Origin of the sequence: Pseudofrankia sp. DC12, from assembly GCF_000966285.1 — a bacterium.
In the GTDB taxonomy this organism is placed as follows: domain Bacteria; phylum Actinomycetota; class Actinomycetes; order Frankiales; family Frankiaceae; genus Pseudofrankia.
On record NZ_KQ031391.1, the window covers coordinates 517,779 to 542,255 of the forward strand.

The window sequence follows — 24,477 nt, forward strand, 5'->3', positions numbered from 1 at the left end:
GTCTGAGCCAGTCTCGAAGTCGACCACGCCTGGCGATACTTATATCGCACCTCGTTACGCCCTACGCTCGCGCCGGGCGCCGGGCCGCGACGCCCCGCCACCCGTCGCGCGCTGCGTGACATCCCGTGCACCGGACTCGCCGGGTCGCCACGGATGGCGACCGCGACAGCGGCGGCCTCTCGCCCGCCCGTCCACCGGCCGGCTCAGCCGAAGAAGTGGCCCGGCGGGTAGGCGCGGTCGATCCGGGACCGGGGCGTGCCGCCCAACGCGTCGGTCAGCGTCCGCGCGGTGTTGACCAGCGGGACGTGGCTGAACGCCTGCGGGAAGTTGCCGGTCATCCGCCCGAGCCGGGGGTCGTACTCCTCGGCGAGCAGCCCGACGTCGTTGCGCAGCGCCAGCAGCCGCTCGAACAGGTCCTGGGCCTCCCGGACCCGGCCGGACAGGGCGTAGTTGTCCGCCAGCCAGAATGTGCAGGCCAGGAACGCCCCCTCGCCGGCAGGCAGGCCGTCGACGGCACCGTCCTCGGCCGTCGGGTAGCGGTTGACGAAGCCGTCCTCGAGGAGCTCCCGCTCGATCGCGGCGACCGTGCCGACGACGCGCGGGTCGGTGGCCGGCAGGAAGCCGACCAGCGGCATGTAGAGCAGCGCCGCGTCCAGCTCGGTCGAGCCGTAGTACTGGGTGAACGTCCCGCGCGTCTCGTCGAAGCCCTGTTCGCAGACCTCGCGGTGGATCTCGTCCCGCAGCGCCGCCCAGCGGTCCACCAGCCCGGGCAGGCCGGACTCGACGATGCCCTTGACCGCGCGGTCCGCGGCCACCCAGGCCATCACCTTGGAGTGGGTGAAGTGCCGGCGCGGGCCGCGGACCTCCCAGATCCCCTCGTCGGGCTTGCGCCAGCCGGTCTCCAGGAAGTCCATCAGCTTGGTCTGCAGGCCCCAGGAGTCGTCCCGGCCGTCGACCTCGGTGGCCATCCTCGCGACGTGCAGGGCGTCGAGGACCTCGCCGTACACGTCCAGCTGGAACTGGTCGACGGCGGCGTTCCCGACCCGGACCGGAGCGGAGGCCTCGTAGCCCGGCAGCCACGGGACCTCGTACTCGGGCAGGCGCCGCTCGCCGGCCACCCCGTACATGATCTGGACCCGGGACGGGTCACCGCCGACCGCGCGCAGCAGCCACTCCCGCCAGGCAAGCGCCTCGCTGGTGAACCCGGCGTCGAGCAGGGCCAGCAGGGTGATCGTCGCGTCCCGCAGCCAGCAGTACCGGTAGTCCCAGTTGCGCACGCCGCCGATGTGCTCGGGCAGCGAGGTGGTGACGGCGGCCACGATCCCGCCGGTCGGCGCGAACGTGAGCGCCTTCAGCGTGATCAGGGAGCGGCGCACCGCGGACTGGTACAGCCCGTCGTAGGTGCAGCCGGCCATCCAGTCGGTCCACCACGCCTCGGTCTCGGCGATCATCTGGCGCACGGCGGGCGGCGGCGGGGTCGGCTGGTGCGACGGGTACCAGCTCAGCGAGAACGGGACAGCCTGGCCGGCGGCGACCTCGAACTCCGCGAACGTCGCCAGGTCGTGGCTCTCCATCGGCGCGGTCGTGCGCAGGGTCACGGCGTCCGGGCCGGCGATCGCGGTCACCGTGTGCTCGTCACGGCGGCGCACCCACGGCACGATCGAGCCGTAGTCGAACCGCAACCGGGCCTCGCTGCGCATCCGGACCGTGCCGGACAGGCCCTCGACCAGCCGCAGCACGGTATGGGCGCCGGCCCTGGGCAGCATCGCGTCGGTGATCCGGACCGTGCCGGTGGCCGTGGCCATGTCCGTCTCGAGCACCAGGGTGTCGCCCCGGTAGCGGCGGACCACCGACTCGACCGGGTCGACCGGCGCGATCCGCCAGCGGCCGGCGTCCTCGTCGCCGAGCAGCGCGGAGAAGCAGGCCGGCGAGTCGAAACGTGGCAGGCAGAGCCAGTCGATCGAGCCGTCCCGGGAGACCAGCGCCGCCGAATGCGTGTCGCCGATCAGGGCGTAGTCCTCGATGAGCGATGCCACGGGCACTCCTAGCAGGGAAGATGCGGCAGCGCCGCTGGCGCCCGCGCGGCCGGGCACCCGCCTGGTCGGCGAGGCCCGCGTCGGCCGCGAGGGCAGGCGCTACACATTACGAGCCAGTTCGCCGGGCTACGTTGGGGGTAGGGCCCGACCGGGTGGTCCCGGCGTGGGCTGGACCTGACGACATGACCTGACACAGGGCACAACCGAACGGGGATTCCCCAGAGTGACCGCAAACCTGCCGGCACCTCCCCCGGCGCCCGCGGCGCCCGCCGTGACCGCGCCGACGCCACGCGTGCGGCCGCCGAAGCCGTCTCCCTGGGCGCAGGCCTGGCGCTACCTGCGCGACCCGCGCCGGCGGACCTACGTCGTGCTCGGGGCGATCGCGACGCTCGGCCTGATCGGGTTCGGGATCTACGCGATCGTCGACGGCCCGCCGCCGACCGTCGAGGGCGTCGTCTACTTCACCGGCGACGCGACCAAGGCCCAGAAGGACGCAGTCCGCAAGGCCTGTCCGTCGGTGGGCGGGGCGATCCAGGAGCCGCCGGACCGCAACAACCTGGACGTGACCCGCGTCTACCCCCTGCGCTACGACCTGACCAAGGCGTCCAGCTCCGACCGGGCCAAGCTGTTCGGGTGCGTGTCAGGCCGTCCGGGCGTGCTCGGCATCAATACCGAGACCCAGGGCCAGTAGCGGACCGGGCAGCAGGTCAGGGTGCCGGCGGGGACGGCGCCACAGGCAGAAACCGGTATAACTAACCCGGCGGTGCCGCGGTGCGACCAGCGAAGCTGCCGGCGGGCCGACGTCGACACAGCCAACGAGAGGCGGCGCCGTGCAGATCGAGGAGACCGCGCTGCCCGGGATCGGGCTGCGGCACGAGTTCACCACCCGCGCCGGGCGCCGCGTCGGCGTCGTCTCGCACCACAAGGGCCGGCGCGAGCTGGTGGTCTACGACGCCGACGACCCGGACGCCGTCGCCGAGTCGCTCGCGCTCACCGCCGAGGAGGGCGACGTGCTCTCCGAGCTGCTCGGCGCCCCGCACATCGTCGAGAAGCTGGCCAACCTGAACAAGGTGTTCGCCGGCCTGGTCGGCGAGCGGATCCGGATCTCGGCGGACTCCCCGTACGCGGGCCGGCTACTCGGCGACACCCAGGCCCGGACGCGGACCGGCGCGTCGATCGTCGCGGTCGTGCGTGACCAGGAGGTCCTCGCCTCCCCGCGGCCGGACTTCCGGTTCGCCCCGGACGACGTCGTCGTGGTCGTCGGGACGCCGGAGAACACCGCCGCCGTCGCGGACCTCTTCCACACCGGCTGACACGGCCACACCGGCTGACACGGCCACACCGGCTGACACGGCCACACCGGCTGACACGGCCACACAGGCTGACACGGCCATCCGGGGGCGAGCGCCGCCCAGGTTGACGGGACAGGAGGGGGTGACGGCGTGCATGAGACAGCATCGATCTTCATCGAGCTCGGCGGCGTGCTGTTCTGCCTCGGCCTCGTCGGGCACGTCGCCGCTCGGATCGGGATCTCCCCGATCCCGTTCTACCTGCTCGCCGGGCTCGCGTTCGGCCACGGCGGGCTGCTGCCACTAGGGGCCAGCGAGACCTTCATCGAGACCGGCGCCGCGATCGGCGTCGTCCTGCTGCTGCTCACCCTGGGGCTTGAGTACACGGCCGACGAGCTGATCCAGGGGCTGCGCCGGCAGGCCTCGGCCGGCCTCCTGGACCTCGTCCTGAACGCGGCTCCGGGCGTCGCCGCCGCGCTGCTGCTCGGCTGGGGTGGGCGCGCGGCCGTGGTCATGGGCGGGGTCACCGCGATCTCGTCGTCCGGGATCATCGCGAAGGTCCTCGGCGACCTGGGCCGGCTGGGCAACCGCGAGACGCCGGTGGTGCTCTCGGTGCTGGTGCTGGAGGACCTGGCGATGGCGGTGTACCTGCCGATCGTCACCGCGCTGCTGGCGCACCAGACGATCGCCCGCGGCTCGCTGACACTCACGGTCGCGCTCGGCGCGCTGGTCGGAGTGCTGTATCTGGCGCTGCGGCACAGCGCCAAGGTCACGCTGCTGGTGTTCAACCCCAGGTCCGACCGCAACGACGAGATCCTGCTGCTGCGGGCACTCGGGCTCGCGCTGCTGGTGGCGGGCGTCGCGCAGCGCCTCGAGGTGTCGGCGGCGGTCGGCGCGTTCCTGGTGGGCATCGCGCTGTCCGGGCCGGTCGCGCAGAGCGCGAGCGAGGTGCTGACCCCGCTGCGGGACCTGTTCGCCGCCGTCTTCTTCGTCTTCTTCGGACTGCGGACGGACCCCGCCGCGATCCCCTCGGCGCTGGCCGTGGCCTCCCTGCTGGCGATCGCCGGGATCGCGACGAAGGTGCTGACCGGCTGGTGGGCGGCCCGCCGGGCGGGGATCGCGACACTCGGCCGGTTCCGCGCCGGGGCGGCCCTGGTAGCCCGCGGCGAGTTCTCGATCGTCATCGCCGGCCTCGCCGTCGCCGCCGGGATGAACCCGAAGCTGGGGCCGCTCGCCGCCAGCTACGTGCTGCTGATGGCCATCCTCGGCCCGCTCGCCGCCCGGTTCGTCGAGCCCGTCACCCGCGCGGCGCTGCGCAGGCGCCGCCGCAAGCCGCCCACGCCGGGCTCCGGCGCCGCGCCGCGGACCCAGGACCCGGGACCCGCCGCGCTCCCGGCGGCCAGCGACCAGCCGGACCGGTGACGCGGGGCCGGCACGCCACGCGGCGGACCAGTCCAGGCCCGGCCAGGCCCGTTGTAGACAGGCCACAAAGACGCGGCGCGCGGATCTGGCACCCCGGCTATGCCGACCTGAGCAGCGCCTTTGGCAGGATGCCATTCATGAGCGGACTTCTCGAGGGCAAGCGGGTCCTCGTCACCGGCGTGCTGACCGACGCGTCGATCGCGTTCAACGTGGCCCGGATCGCGCAGGAGCAGGGCGCCACCGTCGTGCTCACCGGCTTCGGGCGCGGTCTGTCGATCACCAGGCGGATCGCGCGGCGGCTGCCGGTCGAGGCGCCCGTGCTGGAGCTCGACATCACCGTGGAGGAGCACGTCGCCGGCCTGGCGGGCCAGGTCCTCGAACACGTCGACGGCCTCGACGCGGTGCTGCACGCGATCGCGTTCGCGCCCGAGGCGGTGCTCGGCGGAAAACCGTTCGTCGAGGGCGCCTGGTCCGAGGTCGGCACCGCGGTCCAGGTGTCGGCCTGGTCGCTGGCCGCGCTGACCCGGGCCGCGCTGCCGCTGTTCGGCGAGAAGGCGAGCGTCGTCGGCCTGGACTTCGACGCCTCGGTCGCCTGGCCGAGCTACGACTGGATGGGCGTCGCCAAGGCCGGCCTCGCGTCGACCGCCCGCTACCTGGCCCGCGACCTCGGCCCGCGCGGCATCCGGGTCAACCTGGTCTCGGCCGGGCCGCTGCGCACGATGGCCGCGAAGTCGATCCCGGACTTCGAGAAGTTCGAGCAGGTCTGGGACGGCCGCGCCCCGCTCGGCTGGGACGTGGCGAACACCGAGCCGGCGGCCCAGGCCTGCGTCGCCCTGATGTCGGACTGGTTCCCCGCCACCACCGGCGAGATCCTGCACGTCGACGGCGGCTTCCACGCCATCGGCGCTTGAGGCGACCGGCCGGAGACGGCGCTTCGCGCCTCCGCAGACCTCCCAGATCGGCTTCGCCGATCCGGCGGCAGGGACCCCGGCTCCGCCTCGGGCGCTGAGCGCCCCAACGCCTGTTCAAGGCATGACCGGATGCCATGGGTCCGTCTCTGCCGTGGCCGGCAGCAGGGTTGCGTGGACAGCGTCCGGCGGGCGGACGGTTTAGAAGCCGGTGGCCGCGAACGGCAACGCGGCGGTGGCGAACAGGGTGTCGGCGGTCGCCACCGCCGCCGGGTTCCGGGCCTCGACGCGGCCGGCGGCGGTGAGCTGCCACCAGCGGGTGCCGCCCAGGTAGACGGCGCCCAGCTCGGCGATGCCGGTTCTGAGGTCGGCGGGGCCGCTGGTCGACACCCGGCCCGCGCCCGCCGCGCTGATCTCGTAGACGCCGGAGTTGGCCGCGAGCAGCGGGTCGACGACCTCCACCGTCACCCGGCCCGTGCCGGTGTAGGTCCGGGCCGCGAGCGCCGCCTGCGCGTCCAGCAGCCGCAGCCACGTCTCATCCTCGGCCCTGGTGAGGCGCACCGCCCTGGCGTCCGTCAGCGCGGCCGGCAGCGGGTCGTCCAGCGACATCTCCAGGAACTCGACCCGGTCGACGAAGTCGAGGCCGGTCAGATGCCGCAGCAGCCCGGCCCTGGCGGCCGGGGTGCCGGCGACGAAGTCCGTCACGTGCACGGCCCTGTTGCCGTCGACGTGCCAGTCCGGCGTCCTGACCGGCTCGTACAGGGCGAAGCCGTCCTCAGCCCCCGGCTCGCCGTGCACGACGGCGAGCTGCGCGGTGGCCGCCTCCCTGACCCACCGCAGGCGACGGTTCCACCAGCCGCTCGACCGGCCGACCGCGCCCGGCTGGTGCGCGGCCTCCTCATGGACCCGGGCGAACAGGTCCCAGGCGTCCACCGGGCCGACGAGCCGCACCGGGCCGCCGACGGGCGCCGTCGGGCGCCACCGCACCCGGGCCAGCGTCACCTCCAGCCGGCCGACCTGGGTGGCGACGCCGTAGCCGAACCGCTCGTAGATCGTCGCCTCGCTGGCGCGCAGCGTCGCGACCACGTCACCGCGGCCCGCCGCGTCCTCGAGCTGGGCGCGCATCAGCCGGGTGAGCAGCCCGCGGCGGGTGTGGGTCGCGAGCACCCCAACCCCGCTGACCGCGGCGTGCGGCACCCGCCGGCCGCCGGGCACGGTCAGCCAGCTCGCGAAGGAGTCGACGCAACCGACCAGCTCGCCGTCGACGAAGGCGCCGAACCGCCGGTCCAGCTCGGCGAACGCGTCGCCACCCGTGTTCTCGGCCGACTCGGCGCTCGGCAGCGGCCCGAGGAAGAGCATCGCCGTGCGGAACACCCGGCGCGCCGCGTGCCGCTCCTCGGGAGCCAGTGTCCGGATCTCGACCGCCGCGGCCTCGCGCGAGCGGGCCAGGCCGTTCCTCGACTCGTCCGCCAGGGTTCTGGGCGGGGCTGCCTCGTCCACAACAAGCGCTCCTTCAGGTCCATCGACGGCGGGCACCATCGTCGCCGGTCCCAGGTCGGGCGTCACCGGAGTTTCCGGTCACGGGACCCCGGCCCGGCCGGCCATCCGCCCGCCTGACCGGCATCGGCTGCGCGCCTCGGCAGGTACGTCACCAGGGCGCCCGCAGGGGACCGGGACGCCAAGGCCGATACTGGACGACGGCACGAGCAGCCGGGCAACTGGTGCGGCCTGCTCGCGGGGGCACATCGAGGCGGAGGCGGCATCCGGTGGCAGCACGTATCGCGGTGGTCGGCGGGGGAATCCTGGGGCTGGCGGTGGCCAGGCGTCTCGGGCAGGTCGACCCCACGGCCACGGTCACCGTCCTCGAGAAGGAACAGGACATCGCGCGCCACCAGACCGGCCGCAACAGCGGGGTCGTGCACGCGGGCCTGTACTACACGCCCGGCTCGCTGAAGGCGACGCTGTGCCGCCGCGGTGTCGGACTGCTGCGCGACTATGTCGACGATCACAAGATCCGGTTCGAGGAGTGCGGCAAGATCGTCGTCGCCGTCGACGACTCCGAGCTGGACCGGCTCAAGGAGATCGCCCGCAAGGCCGAGGCGAACGGCGTCCCCGGCTGCCGCTGGCTCGACGCCGCCGAGCTGCGCGAGATCGAGCCGCACGCCAGGGGCGTCGCGGCCCTGCACTCCCCCACCACCGCGATCGTCGACTACCCGGCGGTGTGCAGGGCGCTGCGCGACGACGTCCTCGACGCGGGCGGCACCGTGCGCACCGGCACCGAGGTCGTCGGGATCGAGGAGAAGGCGGATGGCGTGTGGCTGCGGCTGCGGGCGCGCGGCGCCGCGCCGGTGGCGCCGAACGGCCACCACCCGGACGGCGCGAGTGCCGCGGCGAAGGCCGAGGTCCACGAGGTGACCGAGCAGGCCGGCCCGTTCGACCTGCTGGTGTCCTGCGCCGGTCTGCAGTCCGACCAGGTCGCCCAGCTCACCGGCGAGGACCCGTCGCCGCGGATCATCCCGTTCCGCGGCGACTACTGGCTGCTGCGGCCGGAACGGCGCGACCTGGTCAAGGGCCTGATCTACCCGGTGCCCGACCCGCGGTACCCGTTCCTGGGCATCCACCTGACCAAGCGGGTCGACGGCGAGGTGCTCGTCGGGCCGAACGCGGTGCTCGCCACCGCGCGGGAGGGTTACACCGTCGGCACGGTGAAGGCCGCGGACCTGCGCCAGACGGTCGCCTGGCCGGGCATGCGCAAGCTGGCGATGGCGCACTGGAAGACCGGCGCCAAGGAGATGCTGCGCACGGCCAGCAAGCGGGCTTTCGTCGCCGAGGCGCGCCGCTACGTCCCCGAGCTGTCCGCGGCCGACGTGGTGCGCGGCCCGGCCGGCGTCCGCGCCCAGGCGGTCGCCCTGGACGGCAGCCTGGTCGACGACTTCGTGCTCGCGCACAGCGGCCGCGTCCTGCACGTCCGCAACGCGCCCTCCCCCGGCGCCACCGCGTCGCTCGCGATCGCCGAGTACATCGTGGCGAAGCTCGTGCCGCAGGCGCAGGCCGACCCGGCCACCTGAGCGGCACCCGTCCGGGACCGGTCACCCGCCGCGCCGGCCCGTGGCCGGCCCGTCACGGCCGGTCGGCCGCGGGCCGCGGCAGTCAGGCGGCGTCGCTGATCGCCGCGAGCAGCGGGAGGACGGCCGCGCAGGTCGGGGTCGGGATGCCGTACTCGGCGCCGATGCGCACGACGGCGCCGAGCAGCGCGTCATGCTCCAGCCGCCGGCCGGCCAGCCGGTCGTAGAGCATCGACGTGCCGGCGCCGGGTGGCTGGCCACGCAGCCGGCGTACGGTGAACTCCGGCAGCCCGGCAGGGACCTCGGCCCCGTCGGCCCGCGCGACCGCGACGACCTCGGCCATGATCGCGAGGGCGAGCTGGGCGATGTCATCGCGGCGCAGCACCTCCAGGCGCCGGCCGGTCAGCGCGGTGAGGGTGTTCGCGGCGCTGTTGACGCACAGCTTTGTCCAGGCTGCGGAGGGGAAGTCCTCGGTCAGCCGGACCTCGCCGCCGGTGAGCACCCGCTCGCCCAGCCGCTGGGCCAGCGGCCCGTCGGGAACCTGCAGGACCCCGCCGGCCCGGTGGCGGATCAGGCCCGGCCCCTCGGCCTCCGCGTTGATGTAGACGACGGCCGGCAGCACCTGGCCGGCGGGCGCGAACGCCGCGACCCGCTCCGCGTGCCGGACCCCGTTCTGCAGGACGACGACGGCCGTCCCCGGGCCGACCGCCGCGGTGAGCCACGGCGCGGCCATCGGCACCTGGTGCGCCTTGGTGGCCAGCAGCACCCAGTCGAAGCCGTAGCCGGGCAGCCGGGCCGGGTCGATGACCACCTCCGCCGGCACCTCGGTCTCGACGTCGCCGCCGCTCGGCCCGGTCGAGACGATCCGCAGCCGGTCGAACGGCTGCCGGACGCACAGCCACACCTCGGCGCCGCAGGCCGCCGCCCTGGCCGCGAAGTAGCCGCCGACGGCGCCGACCCCGATCACCGCGACCCGCGCAGGCGGGGAGCCGGAGCGCGGCCGGCCCGGACGCACCAGGCGCCCGGTCACGAAGTCCATCTCCGGGCCCGGCGGGGCGGCCGTCGCCGACCTCGGCAGTCCCGGTCGCCCGCGCGGCCCCGGCTCCCACGGGACGGCATCCGGGCGGGCCGGCGACGCCGAGGCGGACGTCGCCGCGGCCAGGGCGGATTCGGCCATGCCCACGAGAGTGCCCGACCCGGCCCAGCCCGGGCCACCGGGACAGCCACCGGCCCGCGGTGTTCTGGCCCACTGCGCGCGGTACATCCGGTCGGGCTACTCCTGGGTGGCCAGCACCACCTTCCCGAAGACCGACCGCTCCCGCAGCCGCGCGGCGGCGTCCTCGAAGCGGTCCAGCGCGACGACCTCGTCGATCGGGATCCGCAGCGTGCCACCGACCAGGCCCGCCGCCACCGCGTGGATCGCCGTAGCGCGCCGCTCGGGCGTGACGACCAGGCCGGCGTAGCCCAGGAGACTCAGGCCCTTGCGGTAGAAGGTCCGGCCCGGCAGCGAGACGTTCTCGCCGCTGGACACACCGAGGATGACGATCCGGCCGCCGATGGCGGCGAGCTCGACGGCCGCCGGAGTGAAGGCGCCGCCCAGCGGGTCGAGGACCAGCGTCGGGGAGAGCTCGTCCAGCTCGGCGACGAGCCGCGCCGCGTCCGCGACGACGACCCGGTCGGCGCCGAGCGCGGCGACCGCGTCCGCCTTGGCCGACGAGCCGACCTGGGCGACGACCGACGCCCCCGCGAGCTTCGCGAGCTGGACCGCGACCACCCCGACGCCACCGCCGGCGCCGAGCACCAGGACCCGGTCGGCGGCCCGCAGGCCGCCGAGCACGTGCAGCGCGTCGTACGCGGTGACGGCGGCGACCCCGATCGCGCCCGCCTGCGCCGGGTCGACCCCGGCGGGCAGCTCAACGACCGCACCGCGCGGCGCGACGACCGCACCGGCCCACGTGCCGTCCCGGACGAGCCCGGTTCCGAGACCGGTGACGACGACCCGGGTGGCCGTGCCCGCGAGGACGCCCGTTCCCTCGACGCCGAGGGTGCGCGGCAGCCGGGCCAGGTCGCCGACCATCCCGGTGGCCGCGTAGGTGTCGATCGGGTTGACGCCCGCGTGGTCGAGCTCGACGAGCAGCTCGCCGTCGCCCGGCACGGGCAGCTGGACCTTCTCCTCCAGCCGCGGCGGCTCGCCGGCCACCGCCAGCCGCACCGCCCTGGTCACCGATCCGTCGCTCATCCTGAGGCTCGCCCTCCACTTCGCGCCGGCCGGCGCCTCCCGCCGGACAACCGCGCGCCGGCCTGATCCCATTCCCTTCCGTGGCCACGCTGAGGCACGCTGACGGCATGGGTGACGCTGACAGCATGGGTGACGCTGACAGCATGGGTAACACAGAGAGCCGACCGTCGAGCGCCGGGGGCGAAGCCGGCCCGGCCGACCGGCGTCCGGCGGCGCCGGGCCAGCGGCGGCCGGCCGCCACCGCCGAGCCGGCCCTGCCGGGTGACGAGCTCGGCCGAGCGTGGCTGGCCGCGCGGGCGGGTCTCACCGTGACCCACCTGGACACGGCCGCGTCGGGAGTGCCGAGTAGCGGCGTCCTCGCGGCCCAGACGACCTACCTGGCGGCCGAGGCGACAGTCGGCTCCTACGTGGCCCAGCACGAGGTCGCCGCCGGTCCGCTGGCCGCGGCCCGGGGGACGCTCGCGGGGCTGCTCGACCCGGCGCTGCGAGCCGGGGACGTCGTGTTCCACCACTCCGCGACGTCGGCTTTCGCGGCATTGCTGGCCGCCTGGCCGCTGCCGCGCGGCGGGCGGGTCGGGATCGTCCCCAGCGACTTCCGGTCGAACTGGCTCGCCCTGTTGGCCCGCGCCGGCCGCGACGAGCTGGAGCTGGTCGACCTGCCGACGCTGCCCGACGGCCGCCTCGACCTCGGCCGGCTCACCCGCGGCGACGGCCCGGGCGCCCTGGACCGGCTCGACCTGGTGGCGTTTCCCGAGGTGCCCAGCCAGCGGGGAATCGTCCAGCCGACGGCGGCCGTGGCGGCGCTGTGCCGGGCCGCCGGGGTGCCGCTGCTGCTCGACGTGGCCCAGTCGCTGGGCCAGGTGGACGTGACGGCGGCCGGGGCGACCGGCGGGGTCACGGCCTACGCCGGTACCTCCCGCAAGTGGCTGTGCGGGCCGCGAGGTGTCGGCTTCGTCGCCGTGCGACCGGACTTCGTGGAGCGCCTCGGCGTGGCGGCGGCGTCCGGTCACGCCGCGGGCTGGGAGCCCGACCCGGCCGCGCCCGCGGGCAGCAGGGTCGTACCCGCCCCAGGCGTCGGCCGTTTCGACGTGGGCGAGGCCCCGGTCGCCGCCTGGCTGGGCTTCGGGGCCGCGCTGGCCGAGCACGCGGCCGCCGGTCCGGGCGCGGTCCGGGCCCGTGTCCACGCGCTGGCCGGCGCCGCCCGGCGCCGCCTCGATGGCCTGGCCGGCTGGCGGCTCGGCGAGGACGTCGACTCCCCCTGTGGCATCGTCACCCTGTTGCCACGGGCAGGCGTCGACCCGCCGGCGGTCCAGGCCCGGTTGGCCCAGGACGAACGGATCCTGACCACCGCGATCGGCCCGGCCCGGGCCCGCGACGCCGTCCCGGTCCTGCGGGTCAGCCCGCCCGTCCACGCCACCCTGGCCGACCTCGACCGCCTCGCCGGGGCCCTGGAGCGGCTCAGCCGCTGACAGGCGCGAGCCGGGCCGGCGGGCGGCCCCGGGGCGTGCCCCAACCGCCGTCACCGCGACGCGCGAGAGGACCTTCGGCCGCACAGGCCCGCGGCCGGGGTGTGGCATTGTCCGGATCACGAGGCGGACGGGCATTGCGCCCACGCAAACTCGGCGGAAAGGCGCGCCATGACCAAGCCGCGAGAAGGCTCCGACGACGCGGCCGTGGGCCGGCCATCCGCGGGCCGTGGGCTCCACCGGCGGGACTTTCTCGGAACCGCCCTGGCCACGACCGTCGTCACCGCCGGCGCGGCGGCCGGCTGCGGGCCGGCCGGCCGCCCGACGGCGGCGGCCGCCACGACGCCAGCGGGCGCCACCCCGCCGCCGGTCGCGGAGATGATGTCCTGGATCGACCAGGTCGTCGCGCGCGGGGTGCGCCGGCCGGGCTACGCCGCCGACGGCTGGACCACCGGGTTCGTCGCCCAGAAGTTCCGCGAGTTCGGGCTGGTCGACGTGCACGCCGAGCCGGTGGCGGTGACCCGCTGGGAGCCCGAGCGGTACACGCTGACCGCCACCCCCGCCGGCGCGGCGGCCCGGGACCTGGCCTGCTTCCCGCTGCCGCACGCGGCGCCCGCGAGCAGGCTGGAGGCGCAGCTCGCCAGCTTCGACGCGGCCAGCCCCAGCGCGGTCGCCGGCCGAGCGGCGCTGGTCGACGCCCGGCCGCTGGCGCTCCCACCGGCTGTGCCCGCCGGGCTCGGCAGCGCGCCGAAGGACCTGTCCCGCCGGGTGTACGACCCGGCAGGAACCTTCGCCGGCGAGACCCAGGTGCTGCCGTTGGCCAGCACCTCCGACGCCGTCACCGACCCGGCCGCCCAGGCCGGCGCCGTCGCGTTCATCGGCTGCCTCGTCGGCTACCCCAGCGGCGGCCACCGCTACTACTTCCCGTACAACGGCAAGCCGACGGCGCTGCCCGGGGTCTGGATCGGCGCGGGCGACGGGCGGTGGCTGCGCGACCAGCTCGCCCGCGGCCCGGTCCGGGTCCGCCTCGACGTGGCGACGTCCACCGCGCCGGCGCGCAGCGACAACGTGGTCGGCGACCTGCCCGGCCCGCCCGGCGACGACGAGCTGGTCCTGATCGGGTCACACCACGACGCGCCGTGGGCCTCCGCCGTCGAGGACGGCAGCGGGATCGCGATGGTCCTGGCCCAGGCCAGGTACTGGTCGCGGGTGCCGGCGGCCGACCGGCCGCACCGGATGCGCTTTCTGCTCCAGGGCGGGCACTTCCACGGCGGCGCCGGGCTGGTCGACTACGTGGCGAAACACGGCACCGAACTGGCGAAGGTCGTGCTGGAGGTGCACCTGGAGCACGCCGCCCGCGACGTCGCCGCCGCCGGCGGGCGCCTCACGGCCACCGGCCGCTGCGTGCCGCGCTGGTTCTTCACCAGCAGGATCCCAGCGCTGGAGAGCACGGTCTACGACGCGCTGGTCGCCGAGCGGCTGGGCCGGTCGATGCTGCTCGCGCCCGATGCCTTCGGCCCGATGCCGCTGTCCGACGGGGCGCTCTACTACCCGGCCGGCGTCCCCATCGTCCAGTTCCTCTCGGCACCCTGGTACCTGTTCGACGAGGCGGACACCCTCGACAAGGTCGACCAGGACAGCCTGCTCCCGATCACCCGCGCGGTCATCCGGATCCTCGACGCGACCCGCGCGATGACCGCGGCGGGCCTACGGGCGCAGCGCGTGCGGCCACCGGCCCAGAGCGGCTCGCCGTCCTGAGGTCCTGACCCCGCCGGCGCCCAGCCGGTCAGCCGGTCAGCCGGTCAGCCGCCGAAGTACAGCAGCCACTGCTCGCGGGTGCGCGGGCGGTAGACCATGTTCGTCTGCGTCACGTCCGACATGGCGGCGCTGTCGCGCGGCGGCGAGTAGAAATGGCCGGGATAGACGACCGGGTCGTCCGGGAGCGCGGCCAGCCGCTGCAGGCTGTCGTACATCTGGGCCGGGCTGCCGCCGGGGAAGTCGGTCCGGCCGCACCCGTCGAGGAAGAGCGTGTCGCCGGCGACGAGCCGGTTGTCGACGAGGAAGCACTGGCTGCCCGGGGTGTGGCCCGGAGTGTGCAGCAGCCGGACCGGGATCGCGCCGACGTCGACGGTGTCGTCGTGGTCGTGCTCGACGAGGTCGGAGGCGGACACCTCGGTGACCCGGCGGACGAACTCGGCCTCGTTCTTGTTGACGTGCACCGGCGCCTGCACCCTTGCCAGCACCTCCCGGATCCCGGCCAGCGAGAAGCCCATCATCGTCCCGCCGACGTGGTCGGGGTGATGGTGCGTGGCCAGCATCCCGACGAGCCGCATCCCGTCGGCCCCGAGGATCCCGAGCAGCTCCTCGGCGGCGTACGCGGGGTCGACGATGACGGCCTCGCCGGTCTCCCGGTCGCCGATCAGGTAGCAGAAGTTGACCATCTGCCTCGCGATGGGGTCACCGACGGCGAAGTCCCGGCCCGACAGCAGCTGGCGGAAATACAACCTCTCAGATCGGCTTCGCCGATCTGAGAGGAACCCTGGACGGTCTTCCATGCCGCCAGGCTAGCCAACCTGCGTCGCCGCGGCGCCCCGCGGGTAAGCGATCCGATCCCGACAAGACCGTGCCGATCTGCTACAAGGAGGTGAAAGAGCAGCGGGGCGCACGCTACGGTCACCCAGACCGGGGGGAACCGGCGCAGCCCCGCCCGCCGGCGTCCGCCCGCCACAGCCGGCGGGCCCGCCGAAGACCACCAACCGCGGGCGGTCACCGGCACTCGTCGCCACCGCCGGGCCGAGCTGGCTCATCGGCGTCTACGAGTTCTCACAGACGCTGGCGAGGATCCCGGTGGCGATCTTCGTACTGTCCTGGCTCGTCACCGGCCTGATCAGGCTGGGAAGGCACGTCGCCCGCATCACCCGTACCGACAGCTGACGATGGACTGCGACTGCAGCTGCTGAGGGCCCGATGGGGCCGGGCCCGGCCGCCGGACAACCCCGCCGCGAGAATTCCAGACGGGCCTGAAGGTCGCGTGGCCCGGTTCCCGGTGGCACAACTCGCGGGCTACAGCCGCTGGCGCCGACGGGCTGTGCGCCGTGAGCCACGATCGGGTCTGCTGAAATGGGGCGGTGCCTCCCCCTGACCCTCCGCTTGTCCCGAACGACGGCTCCGCGCCGGGCACCTCCCCCAGTGTCCCCGCGGTGCCACCCGGATCACCGGAGACCGAAGACACCGCGCTCGACGACGGAAGACCCGCCTCCGTCACCGTCGCGGCGGTAGACGACCACCCGATCGTCCTGGAGGGCCTCGCGACAGCGCTGCGCCAGCTGCCCGGGATCGACGTGATCGCGACCGCGTCGTCGGTCCGGGACCTGCTGGCCGGACCGGGCCGTCAGGCGGACGTGGTGCTGCTGGATCTCGGCCTCGGCGACGGAAGCAGCCCGCCCGAGACGATTCGTCACCTCATCGACCTGGGAATGTCCGTGGCCGTCTACAGCGCGACCGCTGACCCGGCGACGGTCCGTGCCGCGATCAGGGCCGGAGCGGCGGCGTTCGTGGCGAAGACCGACCAGCTGGCCGACGTCGCCGAGGCGGTCCGCAGAACCGCCGACGGAACCGGCTGGATCTCGCCGCCGCTGGCCTTCCTGCTGCTCACCGACGACGCCCCGGACCGTCCGGCCCTGTCGCCGCAGGAGACCCAGGCGCTCCAGTTCTATGCGGCCGGGCTGTCGATGAAGGCGGTCGCCAGCCGGATGGGCATCGCCCCGGAGACAGCGAAACAGTACATCGACCGCGTCCGCAAGAAGTACCGCGACGCGGGCCGGGTCGCCGCCAGCAAGATCGATCTTCTGCGCCGGGCCATGGAGGACGGGCTCATCGACCCGTCGGCCACCGACCCACCGGTCTGAGGGCCGCTCTCCGGGCGGGCCAACCAGCGGGCACGGCCTCCGGCGGACGGCCAACGCCCACGCGACGGCAACAAAACGCGCGCTGCCGCGTGTGCCTCTACGCGACAAGCGCTTCGCCGGCCGGAAAGCCCGCAGACGGTCCGTGCGGAAGTACCGGGGCGGATGCCGGCAGGCTCGCGGGCTGCCGGCATCCGCCAGGATGGCGCCGGGAGTACCCCGCGTACCCCGACACCCACCAGCCGGCGACCCGGACGTCCTCCCCCAAGGATGGTCCCGATCTCCCCAGAACTCGGCTGGCGTCACTGATTCTGCCGGAACCCGACAGATCGGTCACGACCCCATTGGTCCTGCTTCGGCGTCCCCCGGGCGGGGGTCACCTGTCGCCGCGCTCGCGTGGCGGGCGTCCAGGTCCGGCCCGTCCGCCGGCCCGTCGGCGACCGCCGCCATGGCCGGTGTGGCCCACCCGTCAGGCGCGGCGGCCCAGGCGGCGCCCGCGCCAGCCGTCCCGTCCGGCCAGGCCCGGCCGCGCGGCGTGCCCACGGGCTGGCGACCGGGCCGGGCCAACAGCGCCGCGGCGAGGGACAGCAGACCGCCGCCGAGAACCAGCCAAAGGCCGGGCGCGATCGTCGTCGTCGCCTCGATACCCGACCCGGCGAACAGGCCACCGCCCCGCAGGTAGCCGATGTCGACCAGCGCGACCAGCGCGGTCGCGAGCCCGGCGACCCCCGTCACCGCGGCCAGCAGCCGGGCGGGGATCCCATGCGGCCGGGCGGCCAGCCCCAGGACCGCGACGCCGACGACGATCCCCAGCCCGAACGTGAGCCGGCCGTGCTGCGTGGGGTCCGTCCCGGACACGGAGAACTCGACCAGGCCGAACGCGCGCACCGTCGCCCAGGTCATCGCCGAGGCGCTCATGGTGAGCCCGGCCCCGGCGGCGGCGAGCACGGCCGGCAGCGCCAGCATCAGGCGGGACCGGCGACGCGCCTGCGGTACCCACCCGTCCGCGGCCGGCGCCGCCGCGGCGACCACGTCGGGCGGCCAGTCATCCGGCCAGAACGCGATGGCCTGGTCGGCCCCGTCGGCGGCCGCCGAGCCGGGCCGGGCCCACCGCGGGTCGGCGGTGGCGGCCGAGGCGGCCCGCCAGGCGGCCCTGGCCGCCGCGACCCGCCGGTCCGTCTCCCAGATCGGGCGCCCGGATGCCGGGCCGGGCCGGGCGGGCGCGGCCGGCCCCCCGCCGGTGCCGGCGGCGAACGGCTCGTCCCGATGCTCGACCACGGGCCGTTGTTACCACGGTCGGCCCGAGTGACGCCCGTCGACCATCGTGACTCCCCGTAGCCTCGGGCCAGGCCGCGGCTACCGAGCCTGGCCGGCGCGGTGGCCCCCACCGCGAACGGGGTCGGCCACAGCGGCACCCTCAGGGCGCCGCGGTGGCTGAGCCGCCTCACCCCGCGCGAGCGCGAGCGCGGTAACGAGGGCGAGCGCCCCGGCCGCGAGCGAGAGGTACAGCCCGGACTCGGGCCGTACAACGATCCTGTCGGCGGAGACGCCCCGGAAGGTCGCCAGCGTCGGCGGGCCGACCAGCAGGTCGGCGGCGGCGAGAACGACGACCAGCCCGGCCAGCACCGGGCCGAGCAGTGCGGCCCACGCCGCCAGGCGCCGCCGCGCCAGCCGCGCCAGGCCGAGCACCGCGAGCACGAGCCCGAAGACCAGGGTGAGTCTCCCGTCGCCGACGGTCAGGCCGGTGAAGGTACGTCGCTCGTCGCTGGTCGCCAGCGTGCTCCAGCGCATCGTCGCCGCGGCCGCGGCCACGAGGCCGCTGACGACCAGCAGGAGGGCCGGCAGCGCCCTTCGCCGCGGCCTGGCCGGGGCCTCCTGGACGGACTCGCGCCCGGCCTCGGGCCATCTGGCCGCCACGGCTGGCGCCGGGGAGCCGTGTCGGGGCTCGGAGGCGTGCCGGGGCTCGGAGGCGTGCCGGGGCTCGGAGGCGTGCCGGGGCTCGGAGGCGTGCCGGGGCTCGGAAGCGTGCCGGGGCTCGACAGCCGGCTGCCACCGGCCGTCCTCGTCACGGTCGTCCTCATCACGGCCGCCGCCACGGTCGTCCTCGTCGAGGACGACCCGGTCGTGGCGGTAGGTGTCGCGGTCGTCCCGGCCGGTCTGGCTCCGACGGTAAGGGTGCCGGCGGTCGGCGTCGTCGAGATCCTCGTCCTCGTCCGTCTCGGTGGCTTCGGCACCAGCCAGGCCCGCGTTCTCGTGGCGGCCCGACGGCTGCTGGCCGGGTCGGCCCTCGGCTCGACGGGAGCCGGCCGGGCCGTCGTCGCCGGCTCGGTCGCCGCCGGACCGGTGTCCTGGCCGTTCGGCGAGGCGGGCGAGCGCCGCGGTGTTCTCGCCTTCCGGGTCGGCCGGCGCGGCGAGTCCCGCCGGCCGGCGGGACTCGCCGGCGGCGCGGGCCGAGCCCGGATCTGCCGCCGGCGTGGCCAGATCCCGGCGCGCCGGGTTGGGCGGCCGGGGTGAGTTTCGCCGCAACGAGACCCACAGCGTCGGCGGCTCGGTCGCCGCAGGCCCGGACGGCGCCGAGGCGGGTGCCGGCGCCGCCGCGGCGGGTGCCGGCGCCACCGCGGCGGCCGTCCCCGCGTTCGGCGACGGGACCGGTTTCCCGGCGTCGGGCGAGGAGGGCGCAAGGCCCGAGCCGCCGCCTGGGGACGCGCCACGGCCCGCCGGAGCCGAGGACATCTTCTCGGCCCCGGCCAGGCCGGCGCCGGGCGAACCGGCGCCACGGCCACCCGGAGCCGCGGACGCGCGGTCGGTCGGAGCCGGACCGGCTCCAGGCGAACCGCTCGTCGGCGTGCCGGCGGCGCGCGGTGCGGCGGCACGGCCCTCGTCGGCGGGAGCTGCCCGCTGGGCTGGCCGTGCGCGTCCCTGCTCGACACCGCCCGCTGGTGCCGGCTCGCCGCCCTGCGGTGGTGCCGGCCGGCCCGCGGCGGTCCCGGACTTGGCAGGCTGGCCGGCCGCGGCTGCCGTGGGGTCGGCATCGGGCTGACCGGAACGGGCGAACCAGCCGCTCGCCGCGTCGGCGGCCGCGCCGCCGGGCCGCCGGGCCGGCGCCACCGGGGGGCTCGCATTCCCAGGCCTCGCGACCGACACGGAGCCCGCGGTGCCCGAGGGCGGCGCCGGCGCCTCGGTCGCCGGCGCGGTCCCGGCGCGGGCGGCGGGCGGCGCTGGGCGCCCGCCCGCCGGCGTACCCGCGGCCGGCGGTAGGGGCTGTCCCGGCCGCGCGGGCGGCCCAGCGGCCGCGGATCCCGGCCGTCCTGCGGGTGGCGGCGCCGCGGCCCCCGCCGACGACGTCGGCTGGCCGCCCCCGGCGAACCCGCTGTGACCCCGCGCCTGGGCTCCCGGACCGGTTCCCGCCGGCCGCGCGGACGGCGCCTGCGACGTCGCCGAACCCGAGGAGCCCGGCCCTGACGGCTTGGACGATCCCGCCGGCCCAGCGGGCCCGGCAGACCCAGACGACCCAGACGACCCGGCCGGACCCGGGCCCGCCGGGCGGGACGGGGAGAAGGCTGCTAGCCCGCGCTGGCCGGCCGGCCCGGCCGCCGCCGGCCGCGGCTGAGGCCCTGGCGCCGACGGAGCACCGGGCGAGGCAGGGGGCACGCGCGCAGCGCCGCCACCCGAACCTCCCGCCGGCGAGGCGGCGGCTCTGGCGGGCGCGGGCCCGGCGCCCGCCGGGCGCGGAGCGCCAGGACGGGCTGCGGCCGGCCCGCCGGAGCCGGACTGGGGCGCCGGCGGACCCGCCGAACGGCCCTTGCCGGCACCCGTCCCTCCCGGCCCGCTCGCGGCGGGGCGTGTGTTCCCGGGCGGGCCAGGACGCGGCGAGGCGGCGTCGGGCCCGGACGGCTCGGCGTCGTCCGGGCCCGTCGCCGGTTTGCGCTGTTCGACCATCCACCGCTCCCGACGCCTTGAGACCGAGAGCCGGCGAGCCCCGAACCGGGCCGGGCACGCGCGCGGTCGTCCGCGCGTCGGGGGAGGCCCGGCACGGCGTGGGAAACACCGACTGGCCGGACCCTACCGACAGCGCGCACACGCGGCTACGAGCGGCATCGCCCGCCAGAGCCCAGGGCCTCGGGCTGGGGCGGCGCCGGACCGGCCCCGGCATGGCTGGGGCCCGCCGCGCCCAGGCACGGCGTGCCCCAACGGTCGGTTCGAGGGCGAGTGGTTCGGCCCGATCAGACCGCCTCGCCGATCCGGTGCACCCGCATGGTGTTGGTCATGCCCGCCACGCCCGGGGGTGTCCCGGCGACGACGACGACCAGCTCGCCCGGGCTGCACCGGCCGATCTGGAGCAGCGCCTCGTCGACCTGGCGGACCATCTCGTCGGTGCTGTTCGCGAACGGGACGACGAAGGTCTCGACGCCCCAGAACAGCGCCATCTGGTCTCGCACGTTGGGGATCGGGGTGAACCCCAGCACCGGCACGTACGACCGGTAGCGAGCCAGGCGGCGAGCGGTGTCGCCGGACAGCGTGTGCGCGACCAGGTACCGCGCGCCGACGGCGGCGCCGACCTCCACGGCGGCCTGGGCGATCGCGCCACCGAGGGTGCGCGGCGCCGTGCGCAGCAGCGGAATCCGGGACAGGTCGTGCTCGGCGGTCTCGATGATCCTGGCCATCGTCGAGACGGACTCGATCGGGTAGGCACCGACGCTGGTCTCCGCCGACAGCATGATCGCGTCGGCGCCGTCGAGGACCGCGTTGGCGCAGTCGCTCGCCTCGGCCCTGGTCGGCCGGGGGGCGCTGATCATCGACTCGAGCACCTGGGTGGCGACGATGACCGGCTTGGCCCGCTCCCGGGCGGCGCTGACCACCCGCTTCTGGACCAGCGGCACGTCCTCGAGCGGCAGCTCGACGCCCAGGTCACCGCGGGCGACCATCAGCCCGTCGAACGCCTCGACGATGCCGTCCAGCTCGGCGACCGCCTGCGGCTTCTCGATCTTGGCGATGACCGGGACATGGACCCCGGCCTCGTCCATGATCTTGCGGACCTTGTCGGCGTCGGCCGCCGAGCGGACGAACGACAGTGCGATCATGTCGACGCCCAGCTCAAGGGCGTAGCGCAGGTCCTCCTCGTCCTTGTCGGTGAGCGCGGGGACGGTGAGGGCGGCATTGGGGATGTTCATCCCCTTGTTGTTGCTGACCGGCCCGCCGATGACGACCGTGGTGTGGACGTCGGTGTCGGTGACTCCGTCGATCGTCAGCACCAGCCGGCCGTCGTCGACGAGGATCCGGTCGCCGGTCTTCACGTCGCCGGGCAGTCCCGGGTAGGTGGTGCCGACCTGGTGCTGGTCGCCGGCGACGTCCCGGACGGTGACCGTGAACTGCTCACCGGGGACCAGGGTCACCCCACCGGATGCGAAGGTCCCCAGCCGGATCTTCGGCCCCTGCAGGTCGGCGAGGATGCCGACCGCACGGCCGGACTCCTCACTGGCCTCACGGACCTTCCGGTACACCGTCGCGTGTTGCTCGTGTGTTCCATGGGAGAAGTTGAGGCGTGCGATGTCCATTCCGGCGTCGACTAGGGCACGCACCCGTTCGGGGGAGTTGGTGGCCGGACCCAACGTGCAGACAATCTTGGCTCTTCGTGGCACGAGTCAAAGCCTAGGAAATGATCGTCCGGGTTTGGACGGCGGGCCATCCGGAGGTGCCGGCGCGTCGCGCTTGGGCCGCCACCTCCGGCGGACAGTCCACGCGTTACGGACATGCCGTAACCCAGTGCGCCCCGACGCGCGACGGCGTACGGTCGAGCAACCGGCATCCGCCGGCAGTCCCCTGTCGGATTGGCGACAGCCTCCGCGCCGCGACCTCGGGCCGGCAGCGCACCAGGGGACCCAAAGACCCAGCACAGCAAGGGAAACCGAGCACCGGCGCCCGGCGGTCCCTCAGTTCGGCGACGTGCGGAGGTAGGGATGGCGCAGCGGTACGGGGTCTCGCGGAGCGCGGTATGACCAACAACCCAGCGATTCACCGCCGCCCCTCGGGTGACGTCGACATTGCCGTTCCGCAGGACGAACCCGAGCAGCAGCGGGACGCGCCCGCCACGGCTTCGAAGAACGGCGCCGGCGATATTTCCGGCGCACCGGCCACCGCGGAATAACGAGACGCGACCGTCCATAAATAGCCGCGGCCAGGGAGGGGCCTAAGCCGCGGCGACGCCCGCCGGGGACTCCGCAACAGCCGGGGACTCCGCGGCGAACTGGGTGCGGTACAGCTCCGCGTAGAGGCCGCCGTGAGCGAGCAGGGCGGCGTGCCGGCCCTCCTGCGCGACCCGGCCGTCCTCGATGACGAGGATGCGGTCCGCGTCCCGGATCGTCGAGAGCCGGTGGGCGATGACGAGCGCTGTCCGCCCGGTCAGCGCGGCTGCGAGCGCCTGCTGCACGGCCGCCTCCGACTCGCTGTCCAGGTGGGCGGTCGCCTCGTCGAGCACGACGACGCTCGGCTCCTTCACCAGCAGCCGGGCGATCGCCAGCCGCTGCTTCTCGCCGCCGGAGAGGCGGTAGCCGCGCTCACCCACAACCGTGTCCAGGCCGTCGGGCAGCGAGCGCACGAGCGCCCCGATCTGGGCCGCCTCCAGCGCGGCCCACATCAGGTCGTCGGCCGCGTCGGCGCGGGCGTAGCGGAGGTTCGCCCGGATCGTGTCGTGGAACATGTGCGCGTCCTGGGTGACGACGCCGACGGTCGCGCGCAGCGAGGCGAGCGTGACGTCCCGCACATCCTGGCCGCCGACCCGGACCGTGCCGTCGACCGCGTCGTAGATCCGCGGCACCAGCTGGCTGATCGTCGTCTTGCCGGCACCCGAGGGGCCGACCAGCGCGACCAGCTCGCCCGGCTCGACCCGGAACGTCACGTCGTGCAGCACCAGCGCCGGGACGCGCGGGTCGAGCACGGCGACCGACTCCAGCGACGCCAGCGAGACCTCGCTGGCGGCCGGGTAGCGGAACCCGACATGGTCGAACTCGATGCTCGTGCCGCCGGCGGGCGGCGCGAGCGCGACGGCGCCGGGCCGGTCGGTGATCGCCGGCTCCAGGTCGAGCACCTCGAAGACCCGCTCGAACGACACCAGCGCCGTCATCACGTCGACGTGCACGTTGGACAGCTGGGTGAGCGGGCCGTAGAGCCGGGTGAGGTAGGCGGTCAGCGCCACGATCGTGCCGACCGCGATGTGGCCCTCGGCGGCGTACCGGCCGCCCAGGCCGTAGACGACGGCGGTCGCGAGCGCCGCCACCAGCGTCATCGACGCGAAGAAGACCCGCCCGTACATCGCCTGGGTGACACCGATGTCGCGGACCCGGCCGGCCTGGCGGCGGAAGACGGCGGCCTCGCGGGCCGGGTCACCGTAGAGCTTGGCGAGCTGCGCGCCGGCGACGTTGAACCGCTCGGTCATCGTGGTGTTCATCTCGGCGTTGAGCCCGTAGCTCTCCCGGGTCAGCGAGGCCAGCCGCGGGGCCAGTTTCTTGGCCGGGACGACGAACACCGGCACCAGGACCAGCGCGATCAGCGTCACCTGCCAGGACAGCGTGAACATCGCGGCCAGGACGAACCCGACCGTCAGGATGTTGGAGAGCACGGCCGACAGCGTGTTGGTGAACGCCGACTGCGCGCCGAGCACGTCGTTGTTGAGCCGGGTGATCAGCGCCCCGGTCTGGGTCCGGCTGAAGAAGGCCAGTGGCTGACGCTGCACGTGGTCGAACACCCGGGAGCGCATGTCGAAGATCAGGCCCTCGCCGATGCGGACCGACAGCCAGCGGGACAGCAGCGACAGGCTCGCGTCGACCAGCGCGAGGCCCGCGAGGACGCCGGCGAGCGCCTCGACGAGACCGACCCGGCCGCGGCTGATCCCATCGTCGATGATCGCCTTGTAGATCAGCGGCAGCACCGTGCCGAGCGCGGCGTCGAGCACCACCACCAACAGGAAGGCGCCCAGCAGCCGCCGGTAGGGCCGGGCGAAGCCGGCGATCCGCCGGATCGTCCCCGGCCGCAGCTTCTGCCGGGCGACCGACCGGTCGCGCTGGAAGCTGCTCATGGTTGTCCAGGCGTTCCGACCTGCCGGGGGTGACATCCGCCGCACGCGTCCTCTCACTGGTTGCCGCACCCGACTG

Annotated in this window: 18 protein-coding genes; 9 read left to right on the plus strand and 9 right to left on the minus strand. The window is 75.1% G+C overall.

The features are described from left to right. Nucleotides 1-203 precede the first annotated feature (203 nt). Nucleotides 204-2,036, minus strand: coding sequence for a glycoside hydrolase family 15 protein (locus tag FRADC12_RS02105; RefSeq protein ID WP_045875337.1), 1,833 nt, complete (start codon nucleotides 2,034-2,036; stop codon nucleotides 204-206). Between the two features lie 223 nt (nucleotides 2,037-2,259). Between FRADC12_RS02105 and FRADC12_RS02110 the strand changes: the two genes are divergently transcribed. From FRADC12_RS02110 to fabI, 4 genes are all read left to right on the plus strand, one after another. Continuing rightward, nucleotides 2,260-2,727: a hypothetical protein gene (locus FRADC12_RS02110; RefSeq protein WP_502685219.1), complete on the plus strand. Its 468-nt coding sequence runs from the start codon at nucleotides 2,260-2,262 to the stop codon at nucleotides 2,725-2,727. Nucleotides 2,728-2,866: 139 nt separating this feature from the next. Next, entirely contained in the window at nucleotides 2,867-3,349 is a 483-nt protein-coding gene (locus FRADC12_RS02115; RefSeq protein ID WP_045875339.1) for a cation:proton antiporter regulatory subunit, read from the plus strand. Nucleotides 3,350-3,478: 129 nt separating this feature from the next. Next, nucleotides 3,479-4,747: a cation:proton antiporter gene (locus tag FRADC12_RS02120; protein WP_084010398.1), complete on the plus strand. Its 1,269-nt coding sequence runs from the start codon at nucleotides 3,479-3,481 to the stop codon at nucleotides 4,745-4,747. A gap of 137 nt (nucleotides 4,748-4,884) precedes the next feature. After that, the gene (gene fabI, locus FRADC12_RS02125) at nucleotides 4,885-5,658 is read left to right on the plus strand and encodes an enoyl-ACP reductase FabI (protein WP_045875340.1); all 774 of its coding nucleotides are present in this window, start codon (nucleotides 4,885-4,887) and stop codon (nucleotides 5,656-5,658) included. 198 nt (nucleotides 5,659-5,856) lie between these two features. On the opposite strand, the gene FRADC12_RS02130 is transcribed toward fabI, so the two are convergent. Further along, nucleotides 5,857-7,155 carry a GNAT family N-acetyltransferase gene (locus FRADC12_RS02130; protein WP_157488666.1) on the minus strand — a complete coding sequence of 433 codons (1,299 nt, stop codon included), beginning with the start codon at nucleotides 7,153-7,155 and terminating at the stop codon, nucleotides 5,857-5,859. A gap of 266 nt (nucleotides 7,156-7,421) precedes the next feature. Between FRADC12_RS02130 and FRADC12_RS02135 the strand changes: the two genes are divergently transcribed. Continuing rightward, on the plus strand, nucleotides 7,422-8,723 hold the full coding sequence (locus FRADC12_RS02135) for an L-2-hydroxyglutarate oxidase (RefSeq protein ID WP_045875341.1): 1,302 nt from the start codon (nucleotides 7,422-7,424) through the stop codon (nucleotides 8,721-8,723). Nucleotides 8,724-8,805: 82 nt separating this feature from the next. On the opposite strand, the gene FRADC12_RS02140 is transcribed toward FRADC12_RS02135, so the two are convergent. Then, nucleotides 8,806-9,897, minus strand: a complete 1,092-nt coding sequence (locus tag FRADC12_RS02140) for a 2-dehydropantoate 2-reductase (protein WP_052710638.1) — start codon at nucleotides 9,895-9,897, stop codon at nucleotides 8,806-8,808. Nucleotides 9,898-9,993: 96 nt separating this feature from the next. Further along, nucleotides 9,994-10,959 (minus strand): quinone oxidoreductase family protein, encoded by a 966-nt coding sequence (locus tag FRADC12_RS02145; RefSeq protein WP_045875342.1) that lies wholly within the window; start codon nucleotides 10,957-10,959, stop codon nucleotides 9,994-9,996. A gap of 143 nt (nucleotides 10,960-11,102) precedes the next feature. Between FRADC12_RS02145 and FRADC12_RS02150 the strand changes: the two genes are divergently transcribed. Then, on the plus strand, nucleotides 11,103-12,428 hold the full coding sequence (locus FRADC12_RS02150; RefSeq protein WP_084011252.1) for an aminotransferase class V-fold PLP-dependent enzyme: 1,326 nt from the start codon (nucleotides 11,103-11,105) through the stop codon (nucleotides 12,426-12,428). Nucleotides 12,429-12,596: 168 nt separating this feature from the next. Further along, the gene (locus FRADC12_RS02155) at nucleotides 12,597-14,183 is read left to right on the plus strand and encodes a M28 family peptidase (protein ID WP_045875343.1); all 1,587 of its coding nucleotides are present in this window, start codon (nucleotides 12,597-12,599) and stop codon (nucleotides 14,181-14,183) included. Between the two features lie 44 nt (nucleotides 14,184-14,227). Here FRADC12_RS02155 and FRADC12_RS02160 read toward each other — a convergent pair whose 3' ends face one another. Continuing rightward, nucleotides 14,228-14,980, minus strand: a complete 753-nt coding sequence (locus tag FRADC12_RS02160) for an MBL fold metallo-hydrolase (protein ID WP_045875344.1) — start codon at nucleotides 14,978-14,980, stop codon at nucleotides 14,228-14,230. A gap of 645 nt (nucleotides 14,981-15,625) precedes the next feature. Between FRADC12_RS02160 and FRADC12_RS02165 the strand changes: the two genes are divergently transcribed. Continuing rightward, complete coding sequence (locus FRADC12_RS02165; RefSeq protein ID WP_045875345.1) at nucleotides 15,626-16,333, plus strand: response regulator transcription factor; 708 nt, start codon at nucleotides 15,626-15,628, stop codon at nucleotides 16,331-16,333. Nucleotides 16,334-16,663: 330 nt separating this feature from the next. Here FRADC12_RS02165 and FRADC12_RS02170 read toward each other — a convergent pair whose 3' ends face one another. The 3 genes from FRADC12_RS02170 to pyk all read right to left on the minus strand — a co-directional run bounded on the left by FRADC12_RS02170 (nucleotide 16,664) and on the right by pyk (nucleotide 21,969). Next, on the minus strand, nucleotides 16,664-17,608 hold the full coding sequence (locus FRADC12_RS02170) for a hypothetical protein (RefSeq protein ID WP_052710639.1): 945 nt from the start codon (nucleotides 17,606-17,608) through the stop codon (nucleotides 16,664-16,666). 78 nt (nucleotides 17,609-17,686) lie between these two features. Next, nucleotides 17,687-19,438: a hypothetical protein gene (locus tag FRADC12_RS28015; RefSeq protein WP_052710640.1), complete on the minus strand. Its 1,752-nt coding sequence runs from the start codon at nucleotides 19,436-19,438 to the stop codon at nucleotides 17,687-17,689. A gap of 1,115 nt (nucleotides 19,439-20,553) precedes the next feature. Beyond that, nucleotides 20,554-21,969 (minus strand): pyruvate kinase, encoded by a 1,416-nt coding sequence (pyk, locus tag FRADC12_RS02195; protein WP_045875349.1) that lies wholly within the window; start codon nucleotides 21,967-21,969, stop codon nucleotides 20,554-20,556. A gap of 353 nt (nucleotides 21,970-22,322) precedes the next feature. On the opposite strand from pyk, the gene FRADC12_RS30825 reads away from it, so the two are divergent. Beyond that, nucleotides 22,323-22,475 (plus strand): hypothetical protein, encoded by a 153-nt coding sequence (locus FRADC12_RS30825; RefSeq protein ID WP_157488667.1) that lies wholly within the window; start codon nucleotides 22,323-22,325, stop codon nucleotides 22,473-22,475. A gap of 42 nt (nucleotides 22,476-22,517) precedes the next feature. On the opposite strand, the gene FRADC12_RS02200 is transcribed toward FRADC12_RS30825, so the two are convergent. Continuing rightward, the gene (locus FRADC12_RS02200; protein ID WP_502685220.1) at nucleotides 22,518-24,401 is read right to left on the minus strand and encodes an ABC transporter ATP-binding protein; all 1,884 of its coding nucleotides are present in this window, start codon (nucleotides 24,399-24,401) and stop codon (nucleotides 22,518-22,520) included. Nucleotides 24,402-24,477: the final 76 nt, after the last annotated feature.